The organism is Vibrio sp. 1288 (assembly GCF_033344475.1).
The window spans coordinates 108,876-121,807 of sequence record NZ_JAWPOX010000012.1; the positions used below are offsets into that span (position 1 = coordinate 108,876).

Below are 12,932 nucleotides of genomic sequence, written 5' to 3' on the forward strand. Positions count from 1 at the left end.
GTCTTCTTAGTCTTGAGCTAAACGTTTGTTTGGCAACGATGTTGAGTTTGAAGCCATAATCAATGAAGTGTTGCTAATATCTAGCGTGACATTTTTTGGTGTGATTTTGCTATTTGGGCCAACTTTTGCTGGGCCATTTACCGCAATAACTGAGTCGGCGTTCAAGCCATTCTCGATGGCACGAAATGTTCCGTAACGTTCGCCTAAGGTTACGATGCTGTATTGCAACGTATTCTCTTCATTGAGTGTTAATACAAAGCGGTTTTCTAGATCTGTGCCAATAGAACGCTCTGGAACGAGAACTCGTTCAACTGGTTTGGTTGTTGATATCTGAACTCGGCCAAACGATCCCACTTTTAAGTTTGATTTTGTTGCATCGAATACCGCTCGAACCTGCAAAGTACCGGTGTTTTCGTTGATGGAGTTGTCGACAAAGTCAACGCGTCCAAAAAACTCCTGCCCATTTTGTCCAGATAGTTCAAGACGAGTAGGTAAGTTAGAGTCGGCATTGATTGTCGAGAAGTAACGGTTCCAAGTTCGCTCATCGACATCAAAGTATGCATATACCTGATCGTTAGAGACAATGTTTGATATAACGCTTTGATTTGCGTTTACATTGTTTCCTTTAGTAATGAATGCTCTTGAAATAGTGCCGCTAATAGGGGCATATATCTTCGTAAACTCAAGATCTAACTTTGCGGATTCTAACTGAGCACGCAAAGCCATTAGTTCTGCAGAGCGTTGTTTTACTGCGGTATCTCGGGCCTCTGCTTGTTCCGCTGAGATGGCTTTTCGCTTAACCAGTTGGGCGGCTCTCTTTTGTTCGTTTGCTGCTTGCTCTAGCGCAGCTCGAGCACTCTTAACTTGCGCTTCAAGTCGTGAGACCTGAGCTTTGAAGGTTCGATCATCAAGAGTGACGAGTAAGTCACCTTTGTTGACACTCTGTCCGTCTTTGAATTCTACCGTTTCAATAACTCCGGAAACGCGTGGCATTAAAGAAACTTTCTCTGGGGCTTGAAGCCTTGTTGTAAAGGTGAACCACGATTGAACCGGCTCATAGATGACTTTGGAAACGTCTATCGTAGGTAAGGGAGTATTAGGTTGTTTGGTTATCTCTTCGTCTGCACAAGCAGCTAAAACGGATAAAAGGCCAATGCCGAAAACTTTCTTTAACATTTGTCGCGCCCTAAATGATTCTGTTCATACTAAAAGGAACGGCATTGTATTCATTGTACCTATGGGTAAATAGGCCCTCAGCGAACATAGAGTAGTGATAAAAATGCACGATTAAATATTGGTCAAAATGCTCGCATTTTGGTTTGAAAAAGGTCAGTTTAGGGTTTTAAAGACGTGGAGTATTGTTAAATGTAATAAGCCATAATAGATGGGAATAACTAAACAGAAGCTAAAGATAGCGACGAAAATTAAAGCGTTTTTAATTCGTGCATTATTTGCAATTCACTGATGCAATTTGAACCATAAAAAATTGAAATTAATTTTGTAAAATCCATTTCCCATCACATAAAGAATAAAAACTAAATAAGGAATTGTGCAGTGGATCTCGCAAGCCAACTTGAATTACTACTGGATGTCTCTGAATACGGAACTTTTGCTAAAGCTGCTGACAGAAATCATATAGATCGTTCAGCTTTGTCAAAACAGATCAAAAAGCTAGAGGATGAATTGGGCTTACGGCTGTTAAACCGTTCCACGCGTTCGCTATCCCTGACCAATGCTGGTGTTGAGATGGTGGCGCAAGCTAAGAAAGTAAGAGAGGTTCTAACTGAAACTCGTAGTATTGCTGCTACATTTCAGGATGAACCGAAGGGTAACCTGAAAATATCAAGCTCCACTTTCTTTGGCAGAGCTTACTTAAATCAGGCAGTTAAAGAGTTTATAAAACAGTACCCAAACATTACTGTAGAGCTGCTGCTCGATGATAATCGAGTCGATGTTATCCACGAAGGTTTTGATGTTGTGTTTCGTATCGGACCAATCCGAGAGTCCAATATGATAGTACGTAAGTTGGCAAGTAATAATATGGCACTGGTTGCATCGAAGAGTTTTATTGACAAGTATGGAACCCCGAGCTCTCCAGAAGAGCTTATAAAAATGCCAGCAGTAATATACTCGAATGCTAACTTTAAGGCGGATAAGCTACGTATAGCGCCAAACCAGTCATCAAGCGACGTTAGAACGTATAATATCAATGGGCAGTACTTCGTGAATGAAACTGAGTTAATGCTCGATGCCGTAAAATCTGATCTAGGGTATGCTTTAATTGGGCAGTTCTTTCTTCAGGAGAGTTTGAGTAAACAGGATCTTGTACAGTTGCTTCCTGATTATAATCTTCCCGCAATAGGGGAAATATATGCAATGTATACTCACCGAAATCAACAACCATTAGCCAAACTGTTCATTGATACTGTTCAAAAAATAATAGGGACACCTCCTGTTTGGATGGATTATCTCAACTAATATGAGTACTAGGACATAATGTTTTAGATTGAGGGCTTGTTTATATTTATCCATAGAATATGGTTGAATTTGCACTTTAAAAATAATTGCCACTGTTCATAATTTCACTCGATTCAAACAACACAAGTAGTGGTAATTAAATGAAAATGACAAGAACGTCGATCGCAATCGCTGCACTTTTTTCTGCAAGTGCTGCAAATTCAGCCATAGTTTATGAAGATCAAGAATCAGTATTAAATATTCATGGCCGAGCGCAAGGGATGTATTATTTCTCTGATGATAAAAATGCTGACGGAGATAATAGCTACATTCGTGTAGGACTTTCAGGTGAGTCTAAAATAAATGAAGATCTTTATGCATTCGGCTTATATGAGTTGGAATTTAAGTCTAATCGCAGAGATGCTGATGGGATTGAAGATGATGAATTTGATATCCGAAAAGGCTATGTAGGAGTTGGTGCAGATTACGGAACAGTAAGTTATGGACGTCAATACGGTGCGGTCACTTTAGTATCTGACTACACGGATATTTTCCCGGAGTTTGGTAATGAAGCTGCTGGCGTAAGTGCGGATCTATATGGTACCGGTCGCTCCGATTCAGTATTTAAGCTAACGACAAGCTATGAAGGTTTGAATATTCATGTTAGCTATCAGGCTGAAAACGATGAAGTGTCAACAGATGCAGCCTCTTATGGTGCGGCGGCGGACTACAAGTTGCCATATGGCTTCAAAGTTGCGCTTGGTTACAACGAAGGTGAAGGGCAATCGGGTGCAGAAGATGCAGATCTGCTAACGGGTGCTATTGCATTTGAATACGACAAGTTTTATGCCTCTGTTTTATACAGTGATGGTGAAAACTGGGCTAAAGATGGTTCTGAAAGTAATATTGATTACACCGGTATTGAAGCAGTTGCCACTTATGAAGTAACAGATAAGCTTTGGGCACTAGTTGGCTATAACAATCTAGAGCGTGATGATGAAGATGTCGTCGATTACTACTCACTAGGTGCAGAGTATGATTTGACTTCTAATTTTAAAGCACTAGCAGAATACAGAATTACAGATGTAGACAATGAAGACGATATTCTTGCAATAGCTGCGAGATATTCATTCTAAAAAATTAATAAATATAAAAAGCCTGAAACTATTTTCAGGCTTTTTTATTTATCGGTGTAATTTTATAAGTGCTGATTTTAATCCATATATAATGGATTATATTGATCGTTACTTGTTTAAGTGTTTTGAATATAATTGTTTTGTTAGCTAGTCCACTGCTAGTTTTCATTTTCATATTTTTTGAATGATGTATTTTTTCTTTGGCAACAAGAAATGTCTTGTTGCCTTTTTTATTTTCATGCTTTATGGTTAATTAAAAAAATAGTCATTTTATATATTGCTATAAACGATAAAAATGTAACGACAATTGTCGATCTTAGATTTAGTTAATCTTCATAGAAAATTAAACTCCATTTCAAGTGTCTTTTTCATTTAAGTGATGTGGAGTCCATATGGCGCACCAAGCGAATGACAAAGCGCCAAACGACGAAATGTATCTCAATGAAGATTGGAAAAAAGATTCTTATGTAAACGATAGAGGTAGGGATTGATACTGCTTATGTAAGGAGAGAGCGATTTATGAAAAGCCGTCGTTTCAATATGATTAGACACCTTTACTTTCTTAAAATAGGAAGGGCTCTAAGAAAGTAAAGGTGCAGATGATTTTTTAGTTTTTACCGCCGTCACTTGTTCTGAAGTGATAATCGAAGTTTATGATTGCACGATATTTAACTTCATCACGGTTAAGTGCGTACTCTTCAACTCTCACCTTACTATCATCGATTGCAATATCACGAGGGAAACCGCTTCCAATGATGTTTAGACGATTTCTAAGTTCATGTTTTGATAGCGTTTGGTATTCATCGACAAGATCAAACGCAGAGCTATAAGCGGCATCTTTTGTCGTAAAGTCATTGAGAACAACTTTGTTTGTAGAGTGTTCGACATGAATACCAGCAGTAGCAGATAAACTGAATAATAATAGTGATGAGAGCGTCATTAGTTTTTTCATATAGTCACCTTTTTATTTGTATTACAAAGTCAAGATGTCCAACGAATCCTTGTTAATATCTCTCGACAAAGGTGATAGTGCCATTATAGAAATGTGCTGTACATCACATTTGTGACCATTGACTATGGAAGAATTGTCAACAATAAAACTCAAGCACTTTTGACATTACGGTCAATGTGAAAAAGCGAATATCTGTATGGTTTCGTTAATAATTAAACCACTCTCGGAAACGCTGACTATTCAGTCAAAGCGTATGTTTCTTGTCGTTATAGTGACCTGCCTACAACTTAATCACTTAATGCATGCAATTCAATTGCAATGGCTTGGTATAGATTTTCATTCAGATCTTCCAGCTTAGTAACGATCCTACAAATTCTAGTGATTAAAAAGTCATTATTTGTGGTTTTTTATTCTATTGTCGTGTATAAAAAAACTTTACAACAAATGATAAAGGAATATCCATGAAAAAGTTATTGTGTTTTGCTGCACTGGGGTTAGCTGTTTCGACGACGGTTAATGCAGACCCAATTTTAGACGACATCAAAAGTACAGGAGAGCTAAAAGTCTGCTTTGATTCTGGGTATATGCCTTTTGAAATGACAGCAAAAAATGGGCAGTACATTGGGTTTGATATCGATTTGGGTAAGCAAATGGCGCGTGCCATGGATGTTAAGTTTGTGCCGGTAAACACTTCATGGGATGGCATTATCCCAACACTGTTGACTGGTAAGTGTCACATGATTATGGGCGGGATGACTATCACACCTATGCGAAATACTCAGGTGAATTTCGCTGATCCCTATGTGGTTATTGGTCAATCTATTCTCGTAGATCTCAAACATGAAGGTAAAGTGTCTAGTTACCGAGATCTCAATAGTCCAGATTATGTTGTTGCAACTAAGCTTGGGACAACGGGTGAGCAAGCGGTAAAACGATACCTTCCGAAAGCTAAGATAAATCTATACGAAACTCAGTCTGAAGCGGTACTTGAGGTTGCCAACGGAAAGGTAGATGCGTTTGTTTATGACTTTCCTTACAACTCTATTTATGTGGCGGAAAACAAAGGGCAGTTAATGCACTTGGCTAAACCGTTTACTTACGAGCCTTTGGGTTGGGCTGTGCCGCAAGGAAATCCAGATACGCTTAACTTCTTAAACAACTATTTACGTCAAATTAAGGGCGATGGAACTTACGATCGCATTTACGATAAGTGGTTTAACGACGATAAATGGTTAAAGCAAGTCAAGTAATCATATTGTTATTGTAGAGGAGCGGTTAGCTTCTGGCTCGGTTCATCGCCAACCAAACGGTTCGTGCTGTGAAGCTAACGCTTTTCTTTATTCAAATACCCAACCAACTTTAATCAAAGTCATTCTCGGAATCACATGCAAAATAACTTTAAATCCCTATTGTGGAACGCTGTTTTTGTTCTTGTTTTGCTATCAATTTGCGGTCTTGTCTATCTGTCAGGTAAGCGAATCGATTACAGCTGGAATTGGGAGCGTGTCCTTCCTTATATTGCCACTAACGCTGCTTCATCCATTACCGCACCTGTCGATGGGAACATCATTCTCGACGAGAATAACCAACTGGCTCTGGAGAGTATTCATGGTGATATTGTTCTTGAACTAAGCCAATATAAGTCTGTGGACGTCTATGAAGGTGATCTTATTTTTGAAGGAGATACCTTAGCAACTATAAAAGAGTGGCGCTCTGGCCCAATTTTAGATGGTGTTGTGACGACCATTAAAATCTCACTCTGGTCACTTATCATTGCTCTAGCGTTGGGCTTAGTTGTCGGACTAATGCGTATATCCAGCAATCCGGCATTAAAAAAGCTGGCGCTTGTGTATGTCGAGGTCATTCGTGGAACGCCTCTTTTAGTACAGATTTTTATCGTTTACTTCTTTATTGGTACTGTGCTTGACCTTGAGCGTTTTACTGCGGGAGTGATAGCGCTCTCCGTGTTTACCGCCGCTTACGTCGCAGAAATTGTGCGGTCAGGAATCCAGTCAATCCCAAGAGGACAAATGGAAGCGGCGCGTTCACTAGGAATGAATTATCCCAAAGCGATGATTTATGTCATTTTACCTCAAGCGTTTAAGCAGACATTACCTCCCTTAGCCGGGCAGTTTATCAACCTGATAAAAGATTCCTCACTTGTCTCCGTGATTTCGATTACTGATCTGACAAAAGCGGGCAGGGAAGTCGTAAGTGGTAGTTTTGCCCCATTTGAAGTTTGGTTTACCGTAGCGGCCCTTTATTTGCTTCTGACTAGTACCTTATCTTGGGCAATACAAACGTTAGAAAAGAAATTGGCAGCAAGTGATTAATGGTGGAGTCATTAATGGAATACATTATTTCAGCAAAAACAATTAATAAAATTTACCCTAATGGCTGCCATGCGCTCAAGGACGTATCGGTAAATGTAGAAAAAGGGGAAGTGATTGTCATCGTAGGACCGTCAGGTTCTGGTAAGTCAACATTCTTACGGACGATCAATCAATTAGAGACAATAAATAGTGGGTCTATTATCGTAGATGGTATCGATATGTACCACAAATCTACGGATATCAATAAACTACGCGCTGATGTGGGCATGGTATTTCAAGGCTTCAACCTTTTTCCACATAAAACGGCGATAGAGAACGTCATGTTAGCACCTTTAAAGGTTTCTAAACGTGACCCTGAATCGGTGAAGAAAGAAGCAAAAGATTTGCTTTATAAAGTCGGTCTGTCGGAGAGAATGGATAATTATCCTAATCATTTATCAGGCGGACAGCAGCAGCGCGTCGCAATCGCTCGTGCGTTAGCAATGAAGCCCAACATTATGTTGTTTGATGAACCCACATCAGCACTAGACCCTGAAATGGTTGGAGAAGTTCTTGATGTGATGAAAGATTTGGCCAAGGACGGAATGACCATGGTCGTGGTTACTCATGAAATGGGTTTCGCAAAAGAGGTCGCTGATAGGGTGTTGTTTATGGAAGATGGTGAGCTTTTGGTTTCTGACTCTCCTGAGCGATTTTTTGATAACCCCACCAACCCTAGATTGCAGAAGTTTTTATCTAAAGTCTTATAATAAAAAGAAAATTTGATTGAGGGCGAGTCCCTCAATCACTTCATGCACTATTGTGGCTCGTAACGCCCGCCTCGCCGAGAGACATAGATAATGGGCTTTTTACTCGAAGTTAATGGCGATAACATTAGCTTGGTCCGAATGAAAGGTCTGGTAAATACTAGAGTGTTTAATCAGCCATTAAGTCTTTGTTCACTTTAAACATAACAATTTCATTTTGAATTGATAAAAATTGTGTTTGAATAGAGCTTATGGATGTTTGGCGGTATGGATGTCTAAATGAAGGAAGTAACAATTTTAGATGGTGGCATGGGGCGAGAGTTGAAACGTATTGGCGCCCCTTTTTCTCAGCCGCTTTGGAGTGCACAAGCGCTAATTGAATCACCACAATATGTAAAAATGGCACATGAGAATTTCATAGACGCTGGCGCAGAGATTATCACTGTCAACAGTTATGCATGTGTTCCATTTCACTTAGGCGAGGAACTCTATGCAAAACGGGGGACTGAGTTAGCAAAATCTGCAGCCAAAATTGCAAGAGATGTAGTCACCAGCTCTAACGATAGAGTGCTCGTTGCGGGTTCTCTTCCTCCTGTAATGGGGTCTTACAGGCCTGAATTATTCGAGCCGAAAAGGGCACTGGAAGTGGCTTCTGAGTTATTTGAAGCTCAAGATCAATATGTTGATATTTGGTTAGCTGAGACCGTGTCTAGCCTCGCTGAAGTTGAAGTTCTATCAATAATTTTAGCCAAAACAGATAAGCCCAATTATCTTGCTTTCACCTTAATGGATGAGCCTAACTCTTTGCCTCGCCTTCGCTCAGGGGAATCTCTTAAAGTCGCGGTTAATACGCTGTTGAAAACAAATGTTTCAGGTATCTTTTTCAATTGCTCTATTCCTGAAGTTGTCGAGCAAGCGATCATAGATACACAAGCAGTATTGTGTGAGTCAGGTAGAGAATTGACGATAGGTGTTTTCGCAAATAGCTTTGCTCCGATAAAGCAAGCGCACCAAGCCAACGAGACCATTCAGGAAGTTCGTCATTTCTCTCCGACTGAATATCTTGAGTATGCTAAAAAGTGGCATGCGCAGGGAGCGAGCATTATTGGTGGTTGCTGTGGGATTGAACCACGTCATATTAAATTGCTAGCGACTTGGAGAGACACTCTCGAAAACGCTTAATTTTGGTGAAGCGCAGGGAAGTATGGCAAGAGGTTTTGTTTTTCATTCATCGTTATAGGCAAAATAAAGGTCTTTCATATCTGGCAAAGTAACAAGATGCTTTAACTTGCTCATTACTTTGCCAGTTTTCCTCGAGATCTTTATTAATTATTTTTGGTTCAGATTAACGACAATCTTTCCAACTGTTCTCTGATTTCGCATGTCCAAGAGTGCGTTACCTACATCCTCTAAGCCGATGATCTTCAGTTTCGGTACTTCCAATTCTCCATTTTCTAATAGCTCAGACACTTCCTTTCCGGCATTAACGATACTTGCAAACCCTCTCTCGCCAAAGACATGACCAGAGCCCAAACTTATTTGGTGGAAGCCCAAGCCTTTTAAGAAGGCATCTGGATATTGAGAAGGGTCGACAGTCTTGACGAGCTCTACCATTTCTCCCTCAAAGGTTAATACCGAGGCTGCAATTCGGTCGTTATCACCGCCTACACAATCGAGTGCAACCTCAACGCCATGATTTCCGGTAATGTCCATTACTCGTTGAACTACATCTTCATGATGATAATCAATCGTATGGGTTGCTCCTAACGAGGACAAATATGCGTGATTAGCTTCTGAACTAGTAGCAATGATCTGTTCAACACCAAATGTCTTTGCTAACTGAATAGCAAAGCTTCCAACGCCGCCAGCACCTCCGGCGATAAAAATGCTGCTTCGATTTGAAATATCGAGCTTGTCTACCAAAGCGCGATATGCGGTCCAGGCTGCGCAAGGTGTAGATGCTGCTACTTCAACCGGAACCTGAGGGTGTTTTATAAGCGTTCTTGAATCATGGATAGCAAATTCAGCGAATCCTCCGTGATGGCGTCTCATGTTTCCGTGATACAACACTTTATCGCCAACCTTCCAATCAACGACCGCATCGCCTACAGAGACTATTTCTCCTGATACGTCTAACCCGCCAACAAAATTGTTATCCATGTTAGTGACCATGTCTGACCAATAATGAATTTTTGCATCGACAGGGTTCAAACCAACAGCGTTAACTTTAACCAATACATCAAATTGGGTTTCTAGTTTTGGTGTAGGTAATTCGGATAAAGAGAAAGTATCTTTATCTCGTTGGTAAGTTATCGCTCTCATAGGTTTTCCTTATTATTAAGAATGGTCGAAAGTCATACTAGCTCAGAGCGTGGTGCTGCAATAATTATGGTTTTTTCTTATTTTGATAATTTTAGGTTATGTTTGATAAAAAGGATTCGAGATGCTCTGAAATTATCATCGACAACCAGTCTGCATAGCTAACGACATGTAACTTTTTGATAAGTATTGACTAGTCTTATTATTCCATTTTTATGGAAATATTTTGTTGATCTTTTGTTTTGTGATTCTATAATTCTAGAATCATCGAAATAAAAGCTTATCTATCAGGTAAGCTCGTTAGCGAAAATGACGAGGAGAGTAAATGTGAATACAGAAATTATAACTATGGCTAAAGAAGCGCTGGATATGTTTGCGTTTCTAGCAACCGAACTTATCATCTTATTTCTGGCAATTAGCTACATTGTCGGTGTGTTGCAAGATTTTCTAACGCCAGAAAAAATTCAATCTATTCTCAGCTCGAAAAAGGGTAAAGGTTACTTCATTGCTGCGTTGCTAGGTTCGATTACGCCTTTCTGTTCGTGTTCGACCATTCCTTTCTTAAAAGGCTTGTTGCGTGCAAGAGCAGGTTTTGGACCTATGATGGTGTTCCTATTTGCAAGCCCGTTGCTTAACCCAGTGATTATTGCCTTGTTTGTGGTGACTTTTGGTTGGAAAGTTGCGGTATTTTACTTTGCTATTGCGATGTCAGTATCAGTGGTAGCAGGCTATGTACTTGAAAAACTAGGGTTTGAGCGTTACGTCAAACCAGAAGCATATCAAGCGGTAGGTTCTTCTTCGTGCGGTACTTCTTGTGGCGATTCAAGCAAGAAAAAAGAAGAAGCGAGACCAGCATCAAGCTGTAGTACCAGCGCCTGCAATGAACCTACGCCAGTTGCGGCGAAAACATCTTGTTGTGGTGATGCACCAAAACCTGAACCTAAAGTGGAAGTGTCCTGCTGTTCATCAGACGGTAGTGCAACAGCGACAGTCGTGGAAGAGAAAGAGCCTAGCCGCTGGGTACGTATTTGGCAATCAACTTGGAAAGACTTTAAGCAAGTGTTCCCTTATCTCATGATGAGCATTGCGATTGGTTCATTTATCTATGGCTTCATCCCGACGGAGTTCATTGCGGAGTTCGCTGGTGAAGCGAAGTGGTACGCGATTCCGGTCGCAGCAATCATTGGTATTCCATTGTACATCCGTGCAGAGGCGGTCATTCCACTTAGCGCGGCACTAGTACAAAAAGGTATGGCTCTTGGATCTGTTATGGCGCTTATTATTGGTAGTGCTGGCGCAAGTCTTACAGAAGTAATTTTGTTGAAATCAATTTTTAAGAACCAGATGATTGCTGCCTTCCTAATCGTTATCTTAACGATGGCCATGGGAGCGGGTTACTTATATACCTGGGCTTTTTTATAAAAATAACCCTCGGGCGATTGCTCGAGGGCTCTGTTTTTGTCGCCATATAGGGAAAGGGAAGTTTCCTATACCGCGCAGGCTATAAAAAGATAAAGAGGTTACTCGTAAATACTATAGGAGAAATACTTGCTGGCGATGGTTTTATGCTTACCGCTCTGGATCAATTTTTGTATTCCGCTATCGAGTAATGCTTTTAATTCTTTGTCTTGTTTTCTCACTGCTACGCCAATGCCACGGCCGAACCACTTTTCCTCTGTAAACGCTGGTCCAGTAAAGTGATAGCCTTCACCTTGTGCAGTTTCAAGAAAACCAGCACTTAAACCGATTGAGCCGCCAAATACAGCATCTAACCGTCCATTGAGTAGATCAGTAAATGCCTCATCGAACGTACCATAACGACGAATATCAATATCTGGATACAAGGCCGAAAGGTACTTATCACCAATTGTGGCTCTTTGAACTCCAATAGATAAACGATTTAGGCTGCCGTCATCCATGTTGATTTCTCTATCATTTTTCATTACAAAACGAGTCGGTACTTTTGCATAAGGGACGGTGAAATCGACTTTCTTTTCTCGTTCTTCTGTGATTGTCATTGCAGCAATAATCGCATCGTTCTTGCGACTAAGGAGAGAAGGGATGATGCCATCCCAATCCATTTTTGAGATAACGCACTTTACTTCTAACTCTTTGCATAACGCGTTAGCGAGGTCGACTTCAAACCCTTCTAGCTTTCCCTCTTTTGTCGTCCAGCTAAATGGGGGGTAAGCCCCTTCAACAGTGAAGCGAATTTGTTTCCACTCTTTCGCATGGCTGAAAACTGAAAATAAGCTAATAAACAATACGACTATCCATTTCATAAACGTTTCCTTGTAACTATTTGGAAACCAATGTTTAACACAAAGTAAGCAAATATCAATGAAAGTGCATATATGTGTGACCTTTCGCCCGCATTGTGTGAGCGAAAGGTTTTACGTGTATTACAGCTTATCTTCAATAGTTACGAGGGGAACTCTCGTTGAGACAGCGTGAAGTGCAATGTTGTGAATCATTTCATCGACCGTGGTACAGCTATCCATTAAGATCGAAACATCATACTTGTCCGCAGATTTTGAGATAGCAGTATGTGTCACGCAGTTTTGTGTCATCATTCCGCATACAAGTAACTCCGTTACATTTTTGCTTGCCAATACTTCTTCTAAACGTGTTCCTTCAAAGCTATCTGCGAAGTGCTTTACCACGATTTCGGAATTCGGCGCTAAAGCAAGAACTTCTGGGTGAATATTGGCACCGTCGCTGCCTTCATTGAAGAATGGGGCAATACCCATGGCAGGGTCGGCAATATGCTGAATATGAATCACAGGAATGTTTTGCTCATTGGCTTTAGTTATTGCTCTCTTAACATTGTCTAAAGTCGATTCTGTATTCCATAAAGGAAACTTTCCTTCTGGGAAATAGTCGTTTTGCAAATCAATTACAAGTAGGGCTTTTTGAGTCATTTTCTTTTCCTTTTATTGAGGATCATTGCGGTACGAATAATATAAAGACTTTTAGCTACCTTCTTTAG

General features: G+C 40.4%; 12 protein-coding genes. 7 read left to right on the forward strand and 5 right to left on the reverse strand.

Annotated features, from left to right (window positions below; all coding sequences use genetic code 11):
• Window positions 1-6 precede the first annotated feature (6 nt).
• Window positions 7-1,176 (reverse strand): efflux RND transporter periplasmic adaptor subunit, encoded by a 1,170-nt coding sequence (locus R8O11_RS11420; RefSeq protein WP_054579512.1) that lies wholly within the window; start codon window positions 1,174-1,176, stop codon window positions 7-9.
• Window positions 1,177-1,554: 378 nt separating this feature from the next.
• Between R8O11_RS11420 and R8O11_RS11425 the strand changes: the two genes are divergently transcribed.
• On the forward strand, window positions 1,555-2,478 hold the full coding sequence (locus R8O11_RS11425; RefSeq protein WP_318194155.1) for a LysR family transcriptional regulator: 924 nt from the start codon (window positions 1,555-1,557) through the stop codon (window positions 2,476-2,478).
• A 140-nt stretch (window positions 2,479-2,618) separates the two neighbouring features.
• Window positions 2,619-3,593, forward strand: coding sequence for a porin (locus R8O11_RS11430; protein WP_193837349.1), 975 nt, complete (start codon window positions 2,619-2,621; stop codon window positions 3,591-3,593).
• A gap of 607 nt (window positions 3,594-4,200) precedes the next feature.
• Here the strand turns inward: R8O11_RS11430 and R8O11_RS11435 are convergent.
• Window positions 4,201-4,545 carry a DUF3316 domain-containing protein gene (locus R8O11_RS11435; RefSeq protein ID WP_005377323.1) on the reverse strand — a complete coding sequence of 115 codons (345 nt, stop codon included), beginning with the start codon at window positions 4,543-4,545 and terminating at the stop codon, window positions 4,201-4,203.
• Between the two features lie 461 nt (window positions 4,546-5,006).
• On the opposite strand from R8O11_RS11435, the gene R8O11_RS11440 reads away from it, so the two are divergent.
• The 4 genes from R8O11_RS11440 (at window position 5,007) to R8O11_RS11455 (ending at window position 8,806) form a co-directional block, all read left to right on the forward strand.
• Window positions 5,007-5,795 (forward strand): transporter substrate-binding domain-containing protein, encoded by a 789-nt coding sequence (locus tag R8O11_RS11440; RefSeq protein ID WP_017821680.1) that lies wholly within the window; start codon window positions 5,007-5,009, stop codon window positions 5,793-5,795.
• Window positions 5,796-5,930: 135 nt separating this feature from the next.
• Entirely contained in the window at window positions 5,931-6,878 is a 948-nt protein-coding gene (locus tag R8O11_RS11445; protein WP_005377325.1) for an amino acid ABC transporter permease, read from the forward strand.
• A 14-nt stretch (window positions 6,879-6,892) separates the two neighbouring features.
• Window positions 6,893-7,627, forward strand: coding sequence for an amino acid ABC transporter ATP-binding protein (locus tag R8O11_RS11450; RefSeq protein ID WP_170893395.1), 735 nt, complete (start codon window positions 6,893-6,895; stop codon window positions 7,625-7,627).
• 276 nt (window positions 7,628-7,903) lie between these two features.
• Window positions 7,904-8,806 carry a homocysteine S-methyltransferase family protein gene (locus R8O11_RS11455; RefSeq protein ID WP_318194156.1) on the forward strand — a complete coding sequence of 301 codons (903 nt, stop codon included), beginning with the start codon at window positions 7,904-7,906 and terminating at the stop codon, window positions 8,804-8,806.
• A 147-nt stretch (window positions 8,807-8,953) separates the two neighbouring features.
• On the opposite strand, the gene R8O11_RS11460 is transcribed toward R8O11_RS11455, so the two are convergent.
• Window positions 8,954-9,946, reverse strand: coding sequence for a zinc-binding dehydrogenase (locus tag R8O11_RS11460; RefSeq protein ID WP_104975339.1), 993 nt, complete (start codon window positions 9,944-9,946; stop codon window positions 8,954-8,956).
• Between the two features lie 345 nt (window positions 9,947-10,291).
• On the opposite strand from R8O11_RS11460, the gene R8O11_RS11465 reads away from it, so the two are divergent.
• On the forward strand, window positions 10,292-11,365 hold the full coding sequence (locus R8O11_RS11465) for a permease (RefSeq protein ID WP_412035062.1): 1,074 nt from the start codon (window positions 10,292-10,294) through the stop codon (window positions 11,363-11,365).
• Between the two features lie 98 nt (window positions 11,366-11,463).
• Here R8O11_RS11465 and R8O11_RS11470 read toward each other — a convergent pair whose 3' ends face one another.
• Together R8O11_RS11470 and R8O11_RS11475 are read right to left on the reverse strand one after the other, a co-directional pair.
• Window positions 11,464-12,225, reverse strand: a complete 762-nt coding sequence (locus R8O11_RS11470; protein WP_005388903.1) for a transporter substrate-binding domain-containing protein — start codon at window positions 12,223-12,225, stop codon at window positions 11,464-11,466.
• 120 nt (window positions 12,226-12,345) lie between these two features.
• Window positions 12,346-12,864, reverse strand: coding sequence for a cysteine hydrolase family protein (locus R8O11_RS11475; RefSeq protein WP_005377333.1), 519 nt, complete (start codon window positions 12,862-12,864; stop codon window positions 12,346-12,348).
• Window positions 12,865-12,932 lie beyond the last annotated feature (68 nt).